The sequence below is a fragment of the Streptomyces sp. NPDC001709 genome, assembly GCF_053596375.1.
In genome coordinates, this window is the sequence record NZ_JBSFGB010000074.1 from 1 (window position 1) to 21,830 (window position 21,830).

Here is a 21,830-nt window from a genome sequence, read left to right on the forward strand (position 1 = left end):
GCCTCCGCGAGATCCAGTACCGCAGCAACCTCATCGATGGATGTCTCGCCGAAACCGGCCTCACGTTGACGACATCACGCCAACAAGGTCAGTAGACGCCTGACAAGGTGGTGACAGGTCCGTCGGCCAGGCTTCCGGTCATCAGGTGGCGACGCCGTCGTGCGTCGCCACTCCGCCACCATCCATGGGGGATCCGACGTGCGAATGCGCACCGCCGCTCTGGCCGCAACCGCGGCCCCCGTCCTCGCTCTCGGCCTGGGCGCCGCCCCGGCCAGCGCCCAGACGCCCGGCACCTCGTACAGCAACTTCCATATCTTCATCGGCCCCGGCCAGAAGTTCTGCCTGGACGTTCCCGGCGGCAACGCCGTCACCGGAGCGCAGGTCGAGGCTTGGGGCTGCAACGGCACCCCGGCTCAGGTGTGGGACGGCTGGTACGTGGACGCCACCCACTACCAGCTCGCCTTCCACACGCGGGACGCCAACGGCAACCAGCTGTGCCTGAACAACTGGGAGGGCGGCGATGTGACCGGCAACCACCTGCGCCTGTACCCGTGTTCCAAGGCCGGCAGCCCCGACGACGCCTTCAACACCGTCTTCAACGGCGGCAACACCCAGATTCAGCCGAAGGTCGCCTCCTCCAACTGCCTCAACATCTGGGGCGGCCTGGCCAACGGCAACCCCGCGCGCCTCTACCAGTGCGCCGACGTGGACAACGAGAACCTCTCGGACGACAGCGCCCCCGGCTTCGCGGGCTGACGCCGTCACCTCCCCAGCTCTTCGGTCGCGGGGGCCAGGTGTGCATGGCGAAGGGCTCGCTTGAGCGCGCCGCGGTACTTTACGGCGTCGAACGCCAGGTCTTGGCGGGCGGACAGCCAGTCACGCATGATCGCACGGCTGCGACGGTTGTTCACCCCGGCCCGGCGCAGAGTATCGAACAGTCCGTACACCCGTTGTGGCGGTAGCGTCGCAAGACGGGACGCGATCAGACGGCCCTCGCTGCGGCGCTGGTTGGCGGTGGCCTCACCGCCGGTCTCCAGCAGCCGCCGGATGATCAGGACTGCGTTGTAGTCGTTGATGTCGAGGGCAAGGACCCCCGCGTACAGGTCACGGTAGTTCCCCAGTATGTATGCATGGAGAAAGTCCAAGGACAGCCGCTGCTCGCCCGCGTCGCCGTGGAATTCATGCTGGCCAGTGGAGGTGATCGCCGCGTTGACGAAGAGCAGCACATCCTCGGCTGCGACGAGGTCCCCGTACGAATCCATCCACATCTTTCCCCAAGAGTGCTGATGCCGGCCGGGGAATGGGGGCACGAGCTGCGAATCATTGCTTCAGAGGCACGTTCCGGAAGTCGCACCGGAGTCCCGCGGCCGGCCACAGGACCGTAACAGAGCTGGCCACAAGCCCTCCACTGACTTCCCCTACCTCGCTGGCATGTGGCCATCCCCAGACGCCGACAATGTGCGAGGACGGAGTACCGCAACCGGCACCCCGAGATCGAGTCGCTTGTCCATCTCAAGCCCGGAAGGTTCTCCACGGCCCGGAGGCCGCCGTGGATCTTGCGGTGCAGGCAGGCAGCACGTCCACGCCACCGCCCGAGAACTCGACCTTGTCGTGGCTCTCGCCCGCACGTCCGGGTGGGGCAAGCGGCCGATGGACCTGATGACGTTGCTGTTCGTTCGAAGACCTCCCGGCACAGGAGGCAACGGCTCTCGCCGCCTTCCGTGCCGCCGTTGACCGGATCTCTTGAGCGCAAGCGCCGTCCTGTGGGACGGGGTTAGCTCATCCTTCCACCGTGCCCCGGGATCCGGGCTTCAGCCCCCATGAGCAGCCGACGCTGCCGCTCATCCAGATGCGGATCATCTGCACGCCCTCAAGCTCGCTCTGAGACCGACGCCGCTGTGCACCAGTGGTGGTGAGGCGCCGGGCAAGGTCTGAACCGACCCTGGCCCGTGAGGCCTCCCTGTACGAGGCATATGTCCCCGACGGCACCATGTTCGGAGGGCGATCGCTGCCACTAATCCGTGGCCTGAGCCCGGAGGCGAGCCGCCGCGCCAGCCTTCTCCTTGGCCGCAGCAGCGGCATGCGCGTCCAGCCCGGCCGGGACGATGAGTTCGACCGGCTGCACACCGACTACTTCGCCGTCTGGGACCGATCCCGCCGTACGCGGCCGCCGTCCTCGCTGTGCTGAGGGCCCGCACCCGGCTAGTAGCTGTCGTAGCTGGGTTTACCGTTCGGACGGTAGACGCCGACGATGGTGCCGCCCTTCGTCGTCGAGACGCTGATCGGCTCCAGCGCGGTGGGGATCGCTCCGTCGGCGAACAGCCGCTTGCCGGTGCCGATGATCACCGGATGGATGGTCAGCCGGTACTCGTCGACGAGACCGTGCTGCATGAGGGTCTGGGCGAGGTCGCCACTGCCCACGACGTTGATGTCGCCGCCGTCGGACGCTTTCAGCTTGCGGACGGCATCGGCGATGTCGCCTTCCAGCAGCGTGGAGTTCTGCCACTCGACGGATGTCAGGGTCCGGGACGCCACGTACTTGTGCATGCTGTTCATCCGATGGGTGAACGGGTTGTCGGGATCGGCGGTCGGCCAGTACGACGCGAAGATCTCGTACGTCTTGCGGCCGAGCAGCATCGCGTCGGAAGGCTCGTACCAACCGGCGATGGCCGTGCCGACCTCGTCGTCGGACACCGGCTTTTGCCAGCCGCCGTGCTCGAAGCCGCTCTGAGCGTCCTCGTCCGGACCGCCCGGCGCCTGCATGACGCCGTCCAGCGTCAGGAACGTGCAAATGATGATCTTGCGCATGGTGCGCTCCCTTCGTCGACGGGTAGACCGCACCATCGCTGCAAACTCATCGGCGGAACTTCGGCGGCGCAGCACCAGGGCCAGCGTTGGATCAGCCCGGCTGTGAAGTGCGGTACCTCTTGGCCGACCCGAGCGGGGTCTGGTCCGCAGACGTGCGCACCAGACCCCGCGCTGCCGGGATGATCCAAACGACAGGTCCTGACTATGCCTCGCGAACGAAGTCGATGTCTCCTGTGGCGACTTGATCGTCCACCGAGCGCTCCGGGGACGGGCGAGGTGTCCGGTCAGGACGGGCAGCCTGGCGGGCCAGCCGGGGCGAGGGCGTACAAATGCGGCATCAGGGCCTCCTGGCGCGCTCCCGGTCTTCGACAACCACGAGCTGCACCAGGGGTCCTTCCTTCATGCACGACACGCCATAAGATCACCCGACCGAGCTGCCGCAATGAAACCCACGCTCACCAAGATCGATAGAGCAACGGCTTCTGAGGCTTGTGGCGCCTCGCCCTGGTCGTCAGCGAGGGCGGATGCGGTCATTCCGGGGGCTCGATCCGGACACCGGTGCGTGCCGCGCGTTGCTCGCCCCAGACGTACAGCGCCTCCAGTACGGGGACCAAGCTCAGCCCCTCTTCGGTCAGCCGGTACTCGACACTCGGCGGGTTGCCGCCGTCGGACCGTCGCTCGATCAGTCCCCTGGCCTCCAGCCCGCGCAGCCGCTGGGACAGCACCTTTTCACTGACCTCGGGCATCCGCCGCCGGAGCACGCCGTACCGGTGCACGCCCTCCTTCAGGTGCGCCAGCACGACCGTGGCCCACTTGCCGCCGATCACCTCCAGGGTCAACTCGACGGGGCAGTGGAAGCGTTGCCCGTCTTCGGGTATCGGCATCGTCATGGCATCACTGTCCTGTTCCGGGTGCTTACCGCCGGGTCAGTCCTTGCCGGGTGCCCGGAGGTGCTGTTCAGTCCTGGCATGATTGTCGAGTACATCCGGTACCGGATCGCCGAACCACAGCGTGCGGAATTCGAGAAGGCGTACCTGCGGGCCGCCGAGCCGCTCGGCGAGGCCGAGCAATGCGTGGACTACGAACTGGCCCGCTGCACCGAGGATCCAGGCGCCTACATCCTGCGCATCCGCTGGACCTCGGCCGCGGACCACCTCGAAGGCTTCCGCAAGGGCGAGCACTTCGCGGCCTTCTTCGCCGAGATCAGACCGTACGTCGAGTCGATCGAGGAGATGCGCCACTACGAGGACACCGACGTCGTGGGTCGGGGCGGGGCGATTCCGACCCTGTACGAGTGGGCCGGCGGGGCGGGAGCCTTCGAACGGCTCTTCGTCCGGTTCTACGAGCGGGTCTCCGAGGACGAACTCCTCGCCCCCGTCTTCGCCGGGAAGGACCCGCACCACGCCGAACACGTCGCGGCCTGGCTCGGCGAGGTCTTCGGCGGTCCGGCCCGTTACAGCACACAGCGCGGCGGCCATCGCCACATGGCATCCCGCCACGTGGGCCGCGGGTTCACCGAAGAGCAGCGTCGCCGGTGGGTGGCTCTGCTGATCGACACCGCCGACGAGGCCGGCCTTCCGGACGACCCCGAATTCCGTGCGGTCTTCGGGTACTACCTGGAGTGGGGCACGCGCATGGCGCTGATCTACTCAGGCCCCAACCCGCCCCCGCTGCCCGAGTCCCCGATGCCCCGCTGGGACTGGGGTATCACGCCGCCGTACCGGGGCTGATCGCGGGGGCAGACGTCACCCCCGGCGCCCCCTTGTGAAGTCTCCTCTCGGGTCGCAGGCGGACCAGGTTTCCTCAGGCCTCCAGTGCCGACGATCTTTCGTAGGCAGACGTCGGTGCGGGCAGGAATCGGCTGGTCGAGGCGAGTTCAGGTGTAGGCGTCCTCGATTGCGACTTGTCGCACGGTACGGAGCGTCGACTGGAGAGTGTCCATATCGGTCGAGCCCAGCGCGAGGCGGAGCGCCTGTGGTGTGTGCATCGAGGTGGCGAACGGCTCCGCCGTGGTCACCGAGATGTGCTGACGCGCGAGGGTGGCGGTCAGGCGGTCGGCGCGTGCGTCGTCTGGCAGCGGCAGCCAGGTGAAGTAGGACGAGGGGTGACTGATGAGGGGCAGGCCTGCCAGCTCTTGTCTGGCGAGTGCTTGGCGGGCTTTGGCGTCGTCTCGCTTCTGCGCTTCCAAGTGGTCCACCGTGCCGTTTTCGAGCCAGCGGCAGGCGACTGCGGTGGTGAGGGCCGGGGTGTTCCAGGTGGTCGCCCGAATCGCGCGCTCGAGCGAGGGCACCGTAGGCGGCGGGGCGACGACGAAGCCGACCCGGAGGCCGGTGGCGACGCTCTTGGACAGTCCCGAGACGTAGACGGTGATGTCCGGTGCACTTGCAGCCAGCGGCGGTGGAGGGTCCTCGACCAGGTAGGCGTATGAGGCGTCTTCGATGATGAGTAGACCGTGCTGTCGAGCGATCTTGATCAGACGGGCGCGATCAGGTGCCGGCATGACCCAGCCCAGAGGGTTGTGCAAGGTGGGCATGGTGTAGATCGCGCGCACAGGGCGGGTCGCGCACAGCTTCTCCAGGGCATCGAGATCCGGGCCGTCGATGGTGGTCGGGATGGGCTCCAAGTCGAGATGAAAGGCATGCGCGAGTACCTTGAAGCCCGGGTAGGTGAGTGCGTCGACCGCGACGACGTCGCCGGCGTTGAGCGCGGCCATGACGGTGACGGCCAGGCCGTGCTGGGCACCGTTGACGATGAGGATCTGATCCGCGTCAGGAGTGATTCCTCGACGCCTCAGGTGCCGTGCGATCGAGGCTCTGTCCTGGGGACGCCCTCGATGCGGTTGGTAGCGCAGCAGCGAGTCGAGATCACCAGAAGTAGCCACCTCTCGCAGAGCCTGCCGCAGGAGATCGGCCTGGCCGGGCAGCGACGGATAGTTGAAGTTGAGGTCGACCGCATCCGTGGCGACGACCTGCTGATCGATGCCGTGACCGGCGGGAACCGCGATGTCACGCACGAACGTGCCGCGGCCCTGTTCCCGGCTCACCAGGCCCATCGCTTCCAGCTCGGCATACACCCGAGTCGCGGTCACCACGGCGATGCCCTCGCGGGCGGCGAGCCCGCGGTGTGTCGGCAGCCGCACACCTGCGGCGAGCCGCCCCGTCCGGATGTCGGATGCGAGCGCGTCGACCAGCTTTTTGTACCGCGAGGCTGCCATGCACCGGATTGTATGCATGACAATTCTTTGGCTGTCCTGTTCGCGAGTCCTTACTGTCAAGACCCACTCATCCGGAAGGACAGCCACCGTGCACATCGCCATCCTCACCTTCGAGGGCTACAACGAGCTCGACTCCCTGATCGCACTCGGTGTGCTCAACCGCATCAAGACCGACGACTGGCGTGTCACCATCGCCACCCCCAGCCCCAAGGTGACATCGATGAACGGGGTGACCATCGAGCAGATGTCCACTCTTGAGGAGGCGTGTGCCGCTGACGCCGTCATCGTCGGCAGCGGCATCGCTACCCGCGAGGTCGTCGAAGACCCGGCGATCATGAATGTCCTGCGCGGCCTGGACCCCTCGCGCCAGCTCATCGCCGCGCAGTGCTCCGGCGCGCTCGTGCTGGCTAAGCTCGGCCTGCTCAACGACATCCCCGCCTGCACCGACCTGATCACCAAGCCCTGGGTCATCGCCGCCGGTGTCGAGGTGCTCAACCAGCCCTTCTACGCCAAGGACAACATCGCCACCGCCGGCGGCTGCCTCGCCTCGCACTACCTCGCCGCCTGGATCATCGCCCGCCTCGAGGGCAACGACGCCGCCGAAGGCGCACTGCACTATGTCGCCCCGGTCGGTGAGAAGGAGGAATACATCGAGCGCGCCTGGCGCAACATCACTCCCTACCTGCCCGCTCCCACGCAGGCGCTCGTCTGAACAACCGGTCCCAGGCAGCGACCGGCCAGGAAGCCACGCTTCCCGACAGCCTGGCCGTCTGCTCGCGGCCCGAACACCTACCGGCCTCTCAGGTGGGCTGGCATGGTGGAGCGGGGGAGTCGCTCGGGCGGCTCTGGGTGAAGCCGGGCCGGCTCGGGCTCGGCGAGAATGCCGAGCCCGACCAGGCGCTTGAGCTTGTGCCGGTGCTCTCGATGTTCTTCGGCGTGAGTGGTAGGCCGGGTGGGCCGGCAGGACGGGCGGCGATTCGGATCAAGGAGCGGATTTCGGCCACCCCGAGCGCCGTCGACGGACCACGGCGCCGCGGTTCCGGGTACTCACGCGAGGAACGTCACCGCCGGGAAGGCTGGGGACGGCCTGTCGAGCAGGTGCCCCCGACGGTGGCGCAGGTGCTCGTCGAAGAACGCGAGCGGGTAGGCCTGTTGGATCTTCACCGCCTGGTCAGGATCGAGGGTGCCGATCGTGTCCTGGAGCTGCTGCGGGCTCCATCCGAACAGCTTCGCCACCTGTGGGAACAGTGCCTCGTTGTCGCCGTACGACACGTGGACGGCGCCCTGGGCCTGGATGTTCAGCCGCCACCCGCGCAGGTGCGACCAGAACGCGGCGGCCGCGGGATCCGTGGCGCGGGTGAACACGGCGGACATCATCATGAACGGCCGGGCCAGGTCGCCGGTCAGCGGCGGGTTCATCACCATCGGGCCGTCGAGGCTCAGCCCGGCGCGGATGCGGTCGTCCGCGAGCGTGGCGCAGGCGGTGGCCGTCCCGCCCTTCGACCAGCCGAACGCGCCCATGCAGTGGGGGTCGAGGGAGCCGAGCAGCCCGGCTGGCAGCTCCCGCTGGTCGACGTCCGGATTGCACCCGGCGGCGAGCTGTTCGACGCAGTCGAGGACGAAGCGGAGGTCCGTGGCGAAGTCGCCCGGGAAGGTGGGGGCCTTCGGGTTGTCGCTCGGGACGGCGATCCGGCCGTCGGGGAACTCGGTATATGTGTCGTATTGGTGAGCGATCGTCACGACCGCGTATCCGTGGCTGGCGAGTTCTTGGACCATGATGGTGTGGTCGCCCTGGTGGCTGTGCGCGCCGTGCGAGTACACGAGGACGGGCAGTTGGCGGCCCGACCGCTGCACCGGAGCACCCACGTGGCCGGAGGTGAACGGCGCCAGGTCGGCCACGGCGCTGAACCCCACGTCGGTGAGGAACGCCTTCAGCGCGCCGGCCGGCATCCAGGGTGCCACCGGGTACCGTTCGACGTCCCGGGCGGGGTACCAGACGGTGGCCATCAGCTCGCGGAAGTGCCCGGGGCCCGCGATGTCGTCCGGGCGCGACGGGTCGACGAGGTGCAGCTGGACCGTGCCCACCGGGTGCGGCCCGGTGGGCACGGGCAGCGTGAACCGCGTCGGGGCGAGGGCGGGGGCGGGCGGAGCGGCCGGGTCCGCCCAAGCGGGGCTAGCGACGGCCGCAAGCGGTACGGCGGCCCCGGCGGCCAGTGCGGCTCCCAGCATGCGGCGGCGCGTCATGCCCTTCCGCCCGGTGAACGGTGTGGTGGTCACGGTCCCTCCCGTGGTCACGGATCGTCAACTGTGCCGCGACAGCCAGTCTGTGGGCACGGGGGAACTCTGCCGCGTGCCCGTCCCGTGCGGCATCAGCCCACCGATTGATCACCCGCGCGGGCATGGGCCCACGGGTTTACATCCTGGGGCCGATGCGGTCGGCGCCGGCGGGCCGCTCCGTCTGTACGCGGAGCCCCCTTCGACCGGCATAAGGGCGGAGCCGCACCGGGGGAGTTCATTCTGTACACCGCTCACCCGAAGCTCGCCTCGCTCCAGTGACGTGCAACTCACCCTGGAACAAGGGAGGACAGCCGGATAGGCTGACTGGACAACGTCTGACCTGCGCGAACGGCCACAGAGACTCCGCCCCGGTTCAGTGGCTGAGCGCCTGCGCGCTGGAAAGGAAATCCGCTGCGGCAGGGTTCGAGTCCCCTTGCCGAGCTGGTGCTACGTCCCTGTCCGGCCGGTGATGTCGTCCAATCAGGGCGGTGTCGGGACATAGCCGTCGGGAAGGGCGACTCCTCCGGCGTTGCCGTAGAAAGGTCTCGCCGATGAATGCTCCCGCCGGGCGGTCGGCAGCGGCCAGTTCGTCGATCACCGCGGCGGCCTCGGGTGCGTAGCGCGCGGCATCCGGTCCGCGGTGGCGGCCGCGGTAGGAGTTGGGCGCGTCCACGGTGTGCTCGTTGATCCGCGTCAGCGGTTCCGGCGCACCCGTCAGGAAAGACTCCACCGCTGGCTCGTCGCGCCTGTGCCCGTTTCTTGCTCCACGGCCGCCCGGCTGGTGGTCGAGGCGTTCGCGACACTGATTTCCAGGTCGCTGCCCACGTCGGCGAGCATGTAGGTGCTGTCGGTGTAGCTGCCGACCAGGTCGAGGAACCACTGCTGGTTGGTCCCGCCGTTGCAGGTCCACTGCTCCAACTGGACGCCGGTGTCGGTCGATTGGTTCGGTACGTCCAGGCACAGGCCGCTCTTCACGCTCCTGAGCGTGTAGATGTTGTCCGCCACCCGCGTGAGCGTCCACTGCTGGTTGGTGCCGCCGTTGGACGGCCACTGGATGATCCTGGCGCCGTTCGCCGTGGAGCCGCTCGACACGTCCATCAGCAGGGAGCTGTTGACGTTCTTCAGGGTGTGGACGCCCTCAGCGGGGGTCCCGCTGTCGGCCGTCCAGGTTCCCGCCGAGGTGTCGAGTGACCAGGTGGGGTACTGGCCGAGGTTCACCGTGGTGCCCCTGATGGTCAGGGGCAGCCAGATCAGTTTCGACGCGCCGAGGTCGGAGGTGTTCCAGCGGTCGCCGGCGTAGATGTAGGTGGTGCCGGAGGAGCCCTGGACGGTGATGACGTTCGCCGTCTGGCTGCCGTAGGTGTGGGTGCCGGGCGCGGCCAAGTTCCGGAAGGACGACCAGGGGCCGCCCAGTGACGTGGCGGTGGCGTAGATGTTGTCGTTGAGGCTCCAGCCCGTCAGGCGGGAGCCGAAGACGTAGTAGGTGCCGTCCTTCTTGATCATGGCAGGGGCCTCGACGCTGCCGCTGCTGCCGAGCACCGCCACCGCGCTGTCCACGGACAGGTAGTCGGCGGACAGTTTGTCGATGCGCAGGCCGTTGTTGCGGTCCTCGCTCAGCAGGTAGCCGGTGCCGTCGGTGTCCTGGAACAGGCCGAGGTCACGGCTGAGGTTGCCCAGCGGCCGGAAGCTTCCCCGGTAGGTGTAGGGGCCGCACGGGGTGCTGCTGGTCGCCACGCCGACCTTGGCCTCGGAGTAATTCCTGCTGTCGATGTGCATGTACATCACGTACGTGCTGGTCGACTTGTTGTAGATGACCTTGGGTCGCTCCACGACACGGCTGGGGCCGAGGTCGCCGCTGCTCTGCCGGCTCAGCGCCTGGCCCTGGTAGGCCCAGTCGGCGAGATTGGTGGAGGAGTAGCAGGCGATGTCCTGGAAGGACGTGTCCGACGAGGTCTCGCCGGTCTTGTCCTCGCCGAAGCCGTACCAGGTGTCTCCCACCTTGATGATGCCGAGGCCGTGCAACTGCAGGGTGTTGCCGTTCTGGTCGGTGCGTGCGGCACCCGTGGTGAACGACACCGTGGCCGCGTGCGCCTCGGTCGCCGGAAGCAGCAGCGCCGCAAGGCCTCCCAGGAGGGTCAGGAACGCTGCGGCCCCGCGCCGCCATCGGCCGACGGGCGGCCGGGGAACTCCCTTGAACATGTGCGTCCCTCTCAGTCGAGGTTTGACGATCCGTTGATGCCGGGGGGACCAATGAGAGTCGTGGCACGTTCGTGGCGTCAAGGATCGCGTTCGAGTTTGTTTATTTCGTGACCGGCTTTGGGGGCACCTGATGGGGCTCGCAGGGGCCGCAAGTCGCCCTGACTGTCCGGGATTTCGGACATGTGGGGGGCGGATGCGAGGGGTTGACCTTTAGGTCGGGGGAGGCGTAGAACCTTCGCGATGGTCAGAATCTGTTACTTGCTGGTTGAGTTTGTTGGAAACCATATCCAAGCGAGGTGGACCGACTGTGAACTTGCCAGGGCGTCAGGAACCTTCCCGCCGCAGGGTGCTCAAGGGCGCGGCTGTCACCGCCGTAACGGCCGCGCTGGGCATCGGCAGCACATATCCGGCCGAGGCCGCAGACACCTCGGTCACCGCGACGTCGCTCGACGGCACCACCAGCATCACCATGTCGCTGGCGGGCGGCTCGCTCCAGTGGTCGGCCCGGCGTAACGGCGCGACAGTCGTGGCCAGTTCGGCCATGGGGCTGCGGCTGAGCGACGGAACCACCCTCGGCACCGACGCCGTCCTGACGAACTATCAGCACTGGCACGTCGACACCACCTGGAACCCGTTGTACGGGCGCAACGCGACCGTCTCCGACACCTACCAGGAGATGCGCTGGAACCTCCGGGACAACCGCACCTCCATCAACTTCGGTGTCCAGATCCGGGCCTACGCGACCGGCGTCGCGTTCCGTTACGTCCTGCTGGACTCGGGCACCGCCACCATCGCCGGTGAACTGACGACGTTCGTCTTCCCGGACGGCACACTCGTCTACAGCGCGCGGGACGAGGACGACTACAACCCGGTCGCGCCCGGCTCCATCCCGTCCACCGGGACCTCCTCCACGGACACCGGTCCCCTGACCGACCTCCCCCTCACCGCGACCTACAGCAGCGGGCTCATCGCCTGCGTCTGCGAGTCGGCCCGCACCAACTACCCGCGGACGATGCTCAGTTCGGTCTCCGGACAGCCCAACACCGTCGCGGCGTACCTGATGCGGCACACGGCCCGCGGCTCCGGACCGGTCCAGACGACCTCCACCGTCACCACACCGTTCGCCACGTCCTGGCGCGCCGTGGTGATCGGCTCCACCCACGCCGAACTGGTCGACAACGCGGAGCTGGTTCTCAACCTGGCCCCGCCCACAGCCCTCGCCGACACGTCGTGGATCAAGCCGGGCAAGGTCTTCCGGTGCAATCTGACCACCGCGAACGGGCTGGCGGGCGTCGACTTCGCCGTCGCCCGCGGCCTGCAGTACATCGAGTACGACTCGGGGTGGTACGGCCCCGAGCACACCTCGACCGACGCCACGCAGCCGATCTCCGCCATCGACATGCCCAAGGTCATCTCCTACGCCGCCGGCAAGGGCATCGGCGTCATTCTCTACGTCAACCCCATGGCCATAGGCAGCTCGGACAGCCTGTTCGCCTTGTACCGGAGCTGGGGCGTGGCGGGAATCAAACTGGGCTTCATCAACGACGGCACCCAGGCGATGACGAACCAGATCATCGCCTGGGCCAGGACGGCGGCGACGCACAAGCTGCTGATCGACATGCACGACGACGTGCGGCCGTTCGGCTACGAGCGGACCTACCCCAACTGGATCAGCATGGAGGGCGTGCGGGGCAACGAGCACTTCCCGACCGCCACCCACAACGTCACCCTGCCCTTCACCCGCAACATCGGCGGGCATGGACTACACCATCTGCTATGGCCAGTCCCGCGACCGGACGACCAACGCCCACCAGATGGCGATGGCCGCCGTGTACTACCAACCTCTGAACTTCCTGTACTGGTACAGCACCCCCTCGCAGTACTCCACCCCTTCCAACTGGCCCGGGCTGCCCTGGTTCGACGCCATCCCCACCGTCTGGGACCAGAGCCGGACCCTCGCCGGTTCGATCGGCGAGTACATCGCCGTCGCCCGGCGCAGCGGCACCACCTGGTACCTGGGGGCGATGACCAACGAGACCGCCCGGACGCTCTCGATCCCGCTGTCCTTCCTCGGTAGCGGCACCTACACCGCCACGATCTACGCCGACGGAACGCCGGGCAGCAGCCCGTACCAGACCCCGGTCGCAGTCAGCACACGGACCGTGACCTCGTCGACCACGCTGCGCGTCGCGATGGCCCCCGCGGGCGGCCAGGCAGTCGTCCTGAGCCATGGATGAGCGGCCGTAACCTGGGATTTCGCCGGATCGGGGCTGGTCCGCAGGGGGGTGTCCGCCCCGCGTTACGCCCTACGGCGCCCAGCTCGATGTCCGAGAGCGTCTCGACGGCAGTACTTGCTGACCTGCTCGCACGGCTGCTGATTTCGCCCGAGCGGGGGCACCCCCACCGAGGGCTCTCTGCGCCTTGCGATGCACGGCCCCGGACCGCGGGACCACATCGGACGCTCATAGTGCAAGGGCCCCTCAGGTCGTGTGGTGTGCGGGCGACCGCGGAGGGTGGCGCCACGGCGCCGTGGTCTGCGAGAAGGGGGGGCGGCCGCTGTTGGGTCGGCCGGATGTGCACACGAGCGGCGGGCAGCCCAGGCCGAAGCAATGAAAGGACAGAGCCAGGATGCTGGGGTTCTCCACGGTGCGGACGACGGGTGCAGGATCGGAGGCGAGGGTGAACTCGCCCGGGTCCACCTACGAGAACGGTGGTCGGCAGGTCGTCGTCGGCGATGCCCGCGCGAGGGCACAAGGCGCGCGATACGCCGAGGACTCCGGGACGGTGTCGTGGAGGATCGCCAGGGGCTCGGAGGACGAGGGTGGACAGGCGGGTGCCGTCGTCGAGTGCGTGGGAGTCGCCCTTCAAAACCCGGGCAGCGAAGATGGGCGGGGGCTCGGCCCGATCCGGGATTTCCGCGAGCACGGTAAGCGCCTCTGCGAGCAGGGTTCGGGTCGGATCCGGTGAGCCACCGACCAGACCAGTGGCTCGGCATGACGCGGTCCAGTCGGCGAGCGCCGGCTGGACTCGCACCGTGGCATGACCGTCCGACCCCGCATGCCGAGCTTCGCCAGCGGTTCCGCGCATGGCACGACCCGATCCCCGCCCGATCGGAGGACCGGTGCCGCCCGGCACGGTAGCCGGTCCGGGACCATCGGCGCCTGGCGCGTAGACATGCCATGTTCACGCGTTGAGCAACCTGCAGATTTATAGACACAAACGGAGAAAAGCGCGGCCGGAAGGTGCTTTTCATCCCTGCACACCCGTTGACACGAGCATGGCGAGTGCCGCAGTTTCATGCGTGACATCAGGAACACGCAGCTAAGGGGTCTCCGAGGCGATCCGGGAGCCGAAAGGGGCACGCGGCGGTGCTGCCGTACGGGAACGGAGTGAGGACATGCCGTCGGGAAACTGTTCCACCGCCAGCCCCCTGGAGTCCGCAGAATCTGTTGCCGTTCGCAGCGGGTGACGCGCTCCATCCACCCGGCTCCCGCCGCAGACATCGTCGCCCGCAGGCCGTGGCGCCGCGTCAGCCGCCCGCCGACCGTGTCCGGTCCGGGGTGCGTCGCGTACGTCGCACTCACCGCCACCGGAAGCACGCCCCCCGGTCACCGGCCCTGGTCTCCCACCACAGCTCCGACCTCTCACCACAGCTCTGAACGACCAAGCAATGGCTCTCCCGTCACTGAAAGGTGCAAGATGTCTTCCTCCGTCAGCAGACGGCGCCTCCTGCAAGTAGCCGGGGCCACCGCCGCCGCCTCTGCCACCGGATCCTTCATCGGCGCATCCCCCGCCCAGGCGGCCATCCCTCCCACAAGGGCCGACATCGGAGTCTCCGCGCACCCCTTCGAACTCGGCCAGGTCCGGCTCACCGCGAGCCGGTGGCTGGACAACCAGAACCGTACGCAGAACTACCTGCGGTTCGTCGACGTCGACCGGCTGCTGTACAACTTCCGCGCCAACCACCGGCTGTCCACCAATGGTGCGGCTGCCACCGGCGGCTGGGACGCGCCGACGTTTCCCTTCCGCACCCACGTGCAAGGGCACTTCCTCACGGCCTGGGCACAGTTGTACGCGGTGACCGGGGACACCACCTGCCGGGACAAGGCAACCACCATGGTCGCGGAGTTGGCCAAATGCCAGGCCAACAACAGCGCCGCCGGTTTCAACGCCGGATACCTCTCCGGCTACCCCGAGTCCGACTTCACCGCTCTCGAGCAGGGGGCCCTGAGCAACGGCAACGTGCCGTACTACACCATCCACAAGACCCTCGCCGGCCTGCTGGACGTATGGCGCCACATCGGCAACACGCAGGCCCGGGACGTGCTGCTCGCCCTGGCGGGATGGGTCGACTGGCGCACCGGCCGGCTGAGCAGCCAGCAGATGCAGGCCATGCTCGGAACGGAGTTCGGTGGCATGAACACCGTGCTGACCGATCTCTACCAGCAGACAGGCGACGCGCGGTGGCTCACCGTCGCCCGGCGCTTCGACCATGCCGCGGTGTTCGACCCCCTGGCGTCCGGCCAGGACCAGCTCAGCGGACTCCACGCCAATACCCAGGTACCCAAGTGGATCGGGGCCGCCCGGGAGTACAAGGCCACCGGCACCACCCGCTACCGGGACATCGCCACCAATGCCTGGAACTTCTGCGTCAACGCGCACACCTACGCCATCGGCGGCAACAGCCAGGCGGAGCACTTCCGCGCCCCGAACGCCATCGCCGGCTACCTGAACAAGGACACCTGCGAAAGCTGCAACACCATCAACATGCTCACCCTCACCCGGGAACTGTTCACGCTGGACCCGGACCGGGCCGCACTGTTCGACTACTACGAGCGGGCCTGGCTGAACCAGATGATCGGCCAGCAGAACCCGGCCGACGACCACGGTCACGTCACCTACTTCACCCCGCTCAACCCGGGAGGCCGGCGCGGTGTGGGCCCGGCGTGGGGCGGCGGCACCTGGAGCACCGACTACGGCACCTTCTGGTGCTGCCAGGGCACGGGCCTGGAGATGCACACCAGGCTGATGGACTCCGTCTACTTCCGCAGTGACAACGCCCTGATCGTGAACCTGTTCGTGCCTTCGGTGCTCAACTGGTCGGAGCGCGGAATCACGGTCACCCAGACCACGACATACCCGACCAGCGACACCACGACCCTGCAGGTCACCGGCAACGTCACCGGCACCTGGGCGATGCGCATCCGCATCCCGGCCTGGACCTCCGGCGCCACCGTCAGCGTCAACGGCGTCGCGCAGAACATCACCACCGCGCCCGGCAGTTACGCCACCCTGAGCCGTTCGTGGGCCTCCGGCGACGCTGTCACCGTCCGCCTCCCCATGCGGATCGTCATGCGAGCGGCCAACGACAACGCGAACGTCGCCGCGATCACCTACGGCCCGGTGGTCCTGGTCGGCAACTACGGTGACTCCTCGCTCAGTTCCCTCCCGTCGCTGAACACGTCCTCGATCACCCGGACCAGCAGCAGTTCGCTTGCCTTCACCGCCACCGCCAACGGCTCCACCGTCAACCTGGGCCCGTTCCACAACGCGCACGGCTTCAACTACACCGTCTACTGGAACACCGGTGCCACCGTCCGTCTCGCCAATGTGGGCAGCGGTCTCCTGCTGGGCATCCAGAACATGTCCACGGCCGACGGTGGCCGCGCTCTGCAGTGGTCGGACAACGGCACCGCCGACCACAACTGGCAAATGATCACCGACGGAAACGCGGTCCGCTTCCGCAATGCCCACAGCGGCAAGGTGCTCGGCGTCTTGAACATGTCCACGGCGGACGGCGCGACCGTCCTGCAGTGGTCGGACAACGGCACCGCCGACCACAGATGGACGCTGCTCGACCAGGGAGACGGGACCTACAAGATCCGCAACGTGAACAGCGGCAAGTTGCTCGCCATCGCGGACAACTCCAACGCTGTCGGCGCGTTCGCGGTCCAGGACGCGGACGACGGCACCGCCGACAACCGGTGGCGCATCTTGCCGAACTAGGTCTTCCGCGGAACTGATCGTCTCCGTCCTCCCGCTCGCCCGACCCTTCGACCATAGTTCGATATTCCGAACACTCCAGAATCACGAGGTCCCCATGCGCAGACCACCTTTCAGCCGCAGACGTCCGTCTGCGGTGCTCGCCGCCGCGATCGCGGCCCTGGTCTCTTTGGCGGCGCTGCTCGTCGCCAGTCCGGCTGCTCAGGCGGCCACCACCGGCGCCTTGAAGGGTGTCGGCTCCGGCCGGTGTCTCGACGTGCCGGGCGCCAGCCAGACCGACGGCACGAACCTGCAGATCTGGGACTGCCATGGCGGGACCAACCAGCAGTGGACGCTGACGGACAGCAACCAGCTGACCGTCTACGGCAACAAGTGCCTGGACGTCCCGGGCCATGCCACCACGGCCGGTACCCGGCCGGTGATCTGGTCCTGCAACGGCGGTACGAACCAGCAGTGGCGGGTCAACGCCGACGGCACGGTCGTCGGCGTGGAGTCCGGGCTGTGCTTGGACGTCTCGGGCGGCGCCACGGCCAACGGCACGGCGGTGCAGCTCTGGAACTGCACCGGCGCCGGCAACCAGAAGTGGACCGGCCTGTCGGGGACGACCAACTCGTGTGCTCTTCCGTCGACGTACCGGTGGACCTCGACCGGTCCGCTGGCGCAGCCGGCCAACGGGTGGCTCTCGCTGAAGGACTTCACCACCACGACGTACAACGGCAAGCACCTGGTCTACGCGACGTACTCCGACGGCAACTGGCACTCGATGGGCTTCAGCCCCTTCACGAACTGGTCGGACATGTCCACGGCCACCCAGACCGCGATGAGCTCGTCCGCGGTGGCGCCCCAGGTGTTCTACTTCGCGCCCAAGAACATCTGGGTGATGGCCTCTCTGGGGTGGGGTACCGCCTGGCCCTTCACCTACCGCACGTCCAGCGACCCGACCAACCCCAACGGCTGGTCCGCGCCGCAGGCGCTGTTCACCGGCAGCCTCCCCAGCGGCGGCCCGATCGACCCGACCCTGATCGCCGACGACCAGAACATGTACCTGTTCTTCGCCAATGACAACGGCAGCATCTTCAAGTCGACCATCCCGATCGGGAACTTCCCGGGCAGCTTCGGCTCCTCGTACACCACGGTCATGACCGACACGGTGAAGAACCTGTTCGAGGCGCCGCAGGTCTACAAGGTCCAGGGCCAGAACCAATACCTCATGATCGTCGAGGCTCGCGGTGCGAACGAGGACCGCTTCTTCCGTTCGTTCACGGCCTCCAGCCTGAACGGTCCGTGGACCGCACAGGCCGCCACCGAGAGCAACCCCTTCGCGGGCAAGGCCAACAGCGGCGCCACCTGGACCAACAGCATCAGCCACGGTGACCTGGTCCGCAACAACCCCGACCAGACCATGACCGTCGACCCCTGCAACCTGCAGTTCCTCTACCAGGGCCTGGACCCCAACACCCCGAGCACCACCCCCTACGAGAGGCTGCCGTACCGGCCCGGCCTGCTCACCCTGCAGCGCTGACCCGCGCGCATCTGACCAGAAGCTTGTGACCGTGCCTGTCAGGCACGGTCACCAGCGGCCTCCGCTCTGTCTCCCAGGAAGGAATCCTGCATGGTTCCCATGCACAGACGACTGCTGCGTCTCCTCACCGCCACCGCGCTGACGCTCTCCGCCTGCGTCACCGCCTCCGCCGGCGCGACCGCCGAGGCCGCACCGGGCAGCCCCGCGCTCACCCCGCCGCTGGGCTGGAACAGCTGGAACAGCTTCGGATGCGGTGTCGACGAGACGCAGGTCCGCCAGGCCGCCGACGCGATGGTGTCCTCGGGCATGAAGGACGCGGGCTACCGGTACGTCGTCGTCGACGACTGCTGGTTCGATCCGCAGCGTGACAGCGCGGGCAACCTGCGGGCCGACCCGACCAAGTTCCCCAGCGGCATGAAGGCGCTCGGGGACTACATCCACAGCAAGGGGCTGAAGTTCGGTATCTACGAGGCACCCAACGAGCGCACGTGCGCGCAGGGCGTGGGCACCTACCCCGGCTCCACCGGCAGCAAGGGCCACGAGGCCCAGGACGCCGCCACGTTCGCCTCATGGGGCGTGGACTACCTCAAGTACGACTGGTGTTCCTCCAGCGGCACCCTGGACGAGCAGGTCGCGCAGTTCACCCTCATGCGCGACGCCCTGCGCGCCACCGGGCGGCCGATCGTCTACAGCATCAACCCCAACAGCTTCCACGCCATCACCGGCGCCACCTACAACTGGGGCGAGGTCGCCGACCTGTGGCGGACGACCGAGGATCTGCTCGACATCTGGCAGAACGGCAACACCAACAGCTACCCGATGGGCGTGGGCAACGTCCTCGACATCGACGCGCCGCTGGCCGCTCAGTCGGGTCCAGGCCACTGGAACGACCCCGACATGCTGGTCGTCGGCCGTCCCGGTCTGTCGCTGAACGAGTCCCGCTCCCACTTCGCCCTGTGGTCGCTGCTCTCGGCCCCCCTCATCGCAGGCAACGACATCCGGACCATGTCCAGCGACGTGAGCGCGATCCTGCGCAACCCTCGCCTGTTGGCGGTCAACCAGGACTCGCTTGGCGCGGGCGGGCGCAGGGTGCGCGACGACGGTGACACCGAGGTGTTCGCCAAGCCCCTGTCCGACGGCTCGGTCGCCGTGGGCCTGTTCAACCGCGGGAGCGGCACCGCGACCGTCACCGCCACCGCCGCACAGGTCGGCCTCACCGGAGGGCCGTTCACCCTCACCGACCTGTGGACCGGCGGCACGTCGAGCACCTCCGGCCAGATCTCGGCGAGCGTCCCGGCGCACGGTGTCGCCGTGTTCAAGATGACCGGCGGCAGCCCGCTGGCCTCCACCACCGCACGGCTGCGCGGAACCGGGTCCGGCCGCTGCCTGGACGTGGATCACGCCTCCACCACGGCCGGGACGACGACGCTGATCTGGGACTGCCACACCGCCGCCAACCAGCTCTGGACCACGTGGGCCGGAGGCGAGATCCGCGTCTACGGCGACAAGTGCCTGGACGCCTCAAACCAGGGCACCACCAACGGCACGCCGGTCATCATCTGGCCCTGCAACGGCCAGGACAACCAGAAGTGGACCATGCAAGCCGACGGGTCGATCCGCAACGTCCACGCCGGGCTGTGCCTGGACGCCGAACGGGCAGGTACCGTCAACGGGACTTCGGTCATCCTGTGGACCTGCAGCGGCCAGAACAACCAGAAGTGGACCGCGCTCCCGTAACCCGCCACCCCTGCCCGCGCAGGCAGATGTCCGATTGGAAGAGGGCAGTCCCACGACAGCATGTCACCCTGCGGGGACTGCCCTCTCGCACCGGGACCGCCCATCGCCGTAGTCACCGGCGCGCTCCAGTGGCATGGCCCAAACTCCGGCAGTCGAGACAGAGCAGGGTGCCTGCTGTGCCGAGGAATCCAAACGTCGACCTGAGCTTCCCTCGAGATGCAGAAGATGCCGACAGAGGGGTAGATGGGCTTTAGCAGGGCACCGCTGGCGGTGGACACGGAGATGTCTCCGCCCTGGCGTCGGCAATACCGGCGCCGGATGAGGCGGCCGAACTTCCGGCTCGTGCGTTACGCAGACGACTTCATCGTGCTCGTGCACGGGACGAAGTCCGAAGCCGAAGCACTCAAAGCGGAGATCGGTGAGCTGCTAGCCAGCAGGCTGAAGATGACTCTCTCGGACGAGGAGACCCACATCACCCATATCGACGATGGTTTCGTCTTTCTCGGCTTCCACATCCAACGGAGGTCCTGGGGCGGCGGTCGTCGAAACTGACGGGGCGGAGCACGACATCGCTCTCGTTGGAAGAGGTGCTGCGGACGGTGAACCCTGTCCTTCGGGGCTGGGCCGCCTATTTCCGCTATGGCGCATCCAAGAAGACGTTCTCCTACCTCGGTTGGTACGCGTGGTGGAGGATGATCCATTGGATTCGCTACAAGCATCCTCACGTGACCTGGAAACAGTTGCGGCGCCGCTATTACGGAGCGGACCGAATCACGGAGGGCGGGCTCGTCCTCTACAGCCCGGCGAAGATGGAGGTCGAGCGTTACCGCTTCCGCGGAGCGCAGATCACCACGCCATACAACATCGACGAGGTCGATCCTGACGGAGCACGGTTCCGCCGGACGAACCACGACGATGTGGCCTTCGTCGGCCAGGTCAGCGAATACCTCGCCTGACCCCAGCGGATCACGTGGAGAGCCGGATGCTCGGCCAACGGGCACGTCCGGTTCGGCGAGCGGGGACGGGAAAACCGGCACCGGAAACGGTGCACGGCGTCCCGTCCCCGACCCAACACATGGAACTGGACCGGCACGGCGCCGAACTCCTCTTCCAGGTTCTGACCGAGTGCGAGGAGAAGAACAGCGTCGCCATCGCCTCCAACGAGTCGTTCGGCGGCTGGACGAAGACCTTCACCGATCCGCGCCTTTGCGCGGCTATCGTCGACCGGCTCACCTTCAACGGCGCCATCATCGAGACCGGCACCGACTCCTACCGGCTCGCCAGTACCAGGGGCAGTAGGGCACTTCGCATAGTGCCTTCCAGGGCGAAGCCAGCCCTCGTCGCAACCCGACACGATGCCGGGTTGGCTACGGAGTGGGTGAGGCGCAGCCGGTGCAGGCCCAGGTCATCCACTGCCCACCGGCTGACGCACACAGTGGCGTCGGCTATGACGCCACCACCTCTCCCTGCTGCCAGCAGCGAGTAAGGGATCTCGGCGCTCCCGCCCTTGAGATCGATGTCCCCCAACCGATCAAACCCATGGGTCGCTTACCGAGCCGCCCGATGGCCCAGATCGCTGCCTGTTCAGATGCCCAACGCTCATGCCAACGTGCGATCTTCGCTCGGGCGTCCTCCAGGAGACGCCACGCCCCGGACGGCTCCACTGCTGAATATCCGGGTCGAGACTGGCATCCAGGAGGCTCTGGGCATCGTCTTGTCGCCACAGACGCAGTTCCACGTTCCCTGCAAGCCGGAACACTGGTTGTTCGAGCTGGCTCATCCGGCCTGCAGGCACTACGGCAGGTGTCGAAGAGAATCACCGCTGCATCATGCCACCTGGTCACTGTCGCTCAACGGCCATCTGCCTTCCGAGTCACGGGCCGCCTCCAGGCAGTGACGACACTTCGCGTGAACATTCGCCACGTCCAAGATCGCTAAGTGCTGCCCAAATCGGCGTTCAAACGCTGCCCCAAGCAGTGAGCTTCTTCAGCGTTGCCGCTCCAGGGTGAGGACGGCTTTGGCGATTGACGTCATGCGGTTTGGACTGCATCGGGATCTGCGGAAGATGCG

17 protein-coding genes and 4 pseudogenes are annotated in these 21,830 nt (G+C 67.4%); 11 read left to right on the forward strand and 10 right to left on the reverse strand.

Going from position 1 to position 21,830, the window contains the following annotated elements; all coding sequences use genetic code 11:
• Positions 1–204 precede the first annotated feature (204 nt).
• Complete coding sequence (locus ACWC0C_RS45745) at positions 205–756, forward strand: RICIN domain-containing protein (RefSeq protein ID WP_450870953.1); 552 nt, start codon at positions 205–207, stop codon at positions 754–756.
• Positions 757–767: 11 nt separating this feature from the next.
• Here the strand turns inward: ACWC0C_RS45745 and ACWC0C_RS45750 are convergent.
• From ACWC0C_RS45750 to ACWC0C_RS45760, 3 genes and pseudogenes are all read right to left on the reverse strand, one after another.
• Positions 768–1,262: pseudogene (locus ACWC0C_RS45750) on the reverse strand (hypothetical protein); the annotation flags it as partial.
• A 940-nt stretch (positions 1,263–2,202) separates the two neighbouring features.
• Positions 2,203–2,808, reverse strand: coding sequence for a dihydrofolate reductase family protein (locus ACWC0C_RS45755; RefSeq protein WP_450870954.1), 606 nt, complete (start codon positions 2,806–2,808; stop codon positions 2,203–2,205).
• A gap of 530 nt (positions 2,809–3,338) precedes the next feature.
• The gene (locus ACWC0C_RS45760) at positions 3,339–3,698 is read right to left on the reverse strand and encodes a winged helix-turn-helix transcriptional regulator (RefSeq protein WP_450870934.1); all 360 of its coding nucleotides are present in this window, start codon (positions 3,696–3,698) and stop codon (positions 3,339–3,341) included.
• A 78-nt stretch (positions 3,699–3,776) separates the two neighbouring features.
• Between ACWC0C_RS45760 and ACWC0C_RS45765 the strand changes: the two genes are divergently transcribed.
• Positions 3,777–4,538: a globin domain-containing protein gene (locus ACWC0C_RS45765; RefSeq protein ID WP_450870936.1), complete on the forward strand. Its 762-nt coding sequence runs from the start codon at positions 3,777–3,779 to the stop codon at positions 4,536–4,538.
• A gap of 146 nt (positions 4,539–4,684) precedes the next feature.
• Here the strand turns inward: ACWC0C_RS45765 and ACWC0C_RS45770 are convergent, their stop codons facing one another.
• Positions 4,685–6,022 (reverse strand): aminotransferase-like domain-containing protein, encoded by a 1,338-nt coding sequence (locus ACWC0C_RS45770; protein WP_450870938.1) that lies wholly within the window; start codon positions 6,020–6,022, stop codon positions 4,685–4,687.
• An 88-nt stretch (positions 6,023–6,110) separates the two neighbouring features.
• Here ACWC0C_RS45770 and ACWC0C_RS45775 point away from each other — a divergent pair, with 88 nt between their 5' ends.
• Positions 6,111–6,734, forward strand: a complete 624-nt coding sequence (locus tag ACWC0C_RS45775; protein ID WP_450870940.1) for a DJ-1/PfpI family protein — start codon at positions 6,111–6,113, stop codon at positions 6,732–6,734.
• A gap of 335 nt (positions 6,735–7,069) precedes the next feature.
• Here ACWC0C_RS45775 and ACWC0C_RS45780 read toward each other — a convergent pair whose 3' ends face one another.
• Both ACWC0C_RS45780 and ACWC0C_RS45785 read right to left on the reverse strand, forming a co-directional pair.
• Positions 7,070–8,299 carry an alpha/beta hydrolase family protein gene (locus ACWC0C_RS45780; RefSeq protein ID WP_450870942.1) on the reverse strand — a complete coding sequence of 410 codons (1,230 nt, stop codon included), beginning with the start codon at positions 8,297–8,299 and terminating at the stop codon, positions 7,070–7,072.
• Positions 8,300–9,013: 714 nt separating this feature from the next.
• Positions 9,014–10,498, reverse strand: a complete 1,485-nt coding sequence (locus ACWC0C_RS45785) for an RICIN domain-containing protein (protein WP_450870944.1) — start codon at positions 10,496–10,498, stop codon at positions 9,014–9,016.
• A 307-nt stretch (positions 10,499–10,805) separates the two neighbouring features.
• Here ACWC0C_RS45785 and ACWC0C_RS45790 point away from each other — a divergent pair, with 307 nt between their 5' ends.
• Entirely contained in the window at positions 10,806–12,575 is a 1,770-nt protein-coding gene (locus ACWC0C_RS45790) for a glycoside hydrolase family 97 catalytic domain-containing protein (protein WP_450870946.1), read from the forward strand.
• On the forward strand, positions 12,478–12,735 hold the full coding sequence (locus ACWC0C_RS45795; RefSeq protein ID WP_450870956.1) for a glycoside hydrolase family 97 C-terminal domain-containing protein: 258 nt from the start codon (positions 12,478–12,480) through the stop codon (positions 12,733–12,735). The genes ACWC0C_RS45790 and ACWC0C_RS45795 overlap by 98 nt, the downstream gene beginning before the upstream one ends.
• A gap of 243 nt (positions 12,736–12,978) precedes the next feature.
• Here ACWC0C_RS45795 and ACWC0C_RS45800 read toward each other — a convergent pair whose 3' ends face one another.
• Entirely contained in the window at positions 12,979–13,197 is a 219-nt protein-coding gene (locus ACWC0C_RS45800) for a DUF2399 domain-containing protein (protein ID WP_450870947.1), read from the reverse strand.
• A 55-nt stretch (positions 13,198–13,252) separates the two neighbouring features.
• Positions 13,253–13,585: pseudogene (locus ACWC0C_RS45805) on the reverse strand (TIGR02679 domain-containing protein); the annotation flags it as partial.
• A 612-nt stretch (positions 13,586–14,197) separates the two neighbouring features.
• Here ACWC0C_RS45805 and ACWC0C_RS45810 point away from each other — a divergent pair.
• From ACWC0C_RS45810 to ACWC0C_RS45835, 6 genes and pseudogenes are all read left to right on the forward strand, one after another.
• Positions 14,198–16,504 (forward strand): beta-L-arabinofuranosidase domain-containing protein, encoded by a 2,307-nt coding sequence (locus ACWC0C_RS45810; protein WP_450870949.1) that lies wholly within the window; start codon positions 14,198–14,200, stop codon positions 16,502–16,504.
• A gap of 94 nt (positions 16,505–16,598) precedes the next feature.
• Entirely contained in the window at positions 16,599–18,023 is a 1,425-nt protein-coding gene (locus ACWC0C_RS45815) for a non-reducing end alpha-L-arabinofuranosidase family hydrolase (RefSeq protein ID WP_450870950.1), read from the forward strand.
• Between the two features lie 90 nt (positions 18,024–18,113).
• On the forward strand, positions 18,114–19,760 hold the full coding sequence (locus ACWC0C_RS45820; RefSeq protein WP_450870951.1) for a glycoside hydrolase family 27 protein: 1,647 nt from the start codon (positions 18,114–18,116) through the stop codon (positions 19,758–19,760).
• A gap of 342 nt (positions 19,761–20,102) precedes the next feature.
• The gene (locus ACWC0C_RS45825; RefSeq protein WP_450870952.1) at positions 20,103–20,312 is read left to right on the forward strand and encodes a hypothetical protein; all 210 of its coding nucleotides are present in this window, start codon (positions 20,103–20,105) and stop codon (positions 20,310–20,312) included.
• Between the two features lie 35 nt (positions 20,313–20,347).
• Positions 20,348–20,716 carry a group II intron maturase-specific domain-containing protein gene (locus tag ACWC0C_RS45830; RefSeq protein ID WP_450870957.1) on the forward strand — a complete coding sequence of 123 codons (369 nt, stop codon included), beginning with the start codon at positions 20,348–20,350 and terminating at the stop codon, positions 20,714–20,716.
• 116 nt (positions 20,717–20,832) lie between these two features.
• A pseudogene (locus ACWC0C_RS45835) lies at positions 20,833–21,051 on the forward strand (ATP-binding protein); the annotation flags it as partial.
• Here the strand turns inward: ACWC0C_RS45835 and ACWC0C_RS45840 are convergent.
• On the reverse strand, positions 21,030–21,287 hold the full coding sequence (locus tag ACWC0C_RS45840) for a GNAT family N-acetyltransferase (protein WP_450870958.1): 258 nt from the start codon (positions 21,285–21,287) through the stop codon (positions 21,030–21,032). The pseudogene ACWC0C_RS45835 and the gene ACWC0C_RS45840 sit on opposite strands and share 22 nt — an antisense overlap.
• Positions 21,288–21,746: 459 nt before the next feature.
• Positions 21,747–21,830 (reverse strand): annotated as a pseudogene (locus ACWC0C_RS45845) (IS5/IS1182 family transposase); the annotation flags it as partial.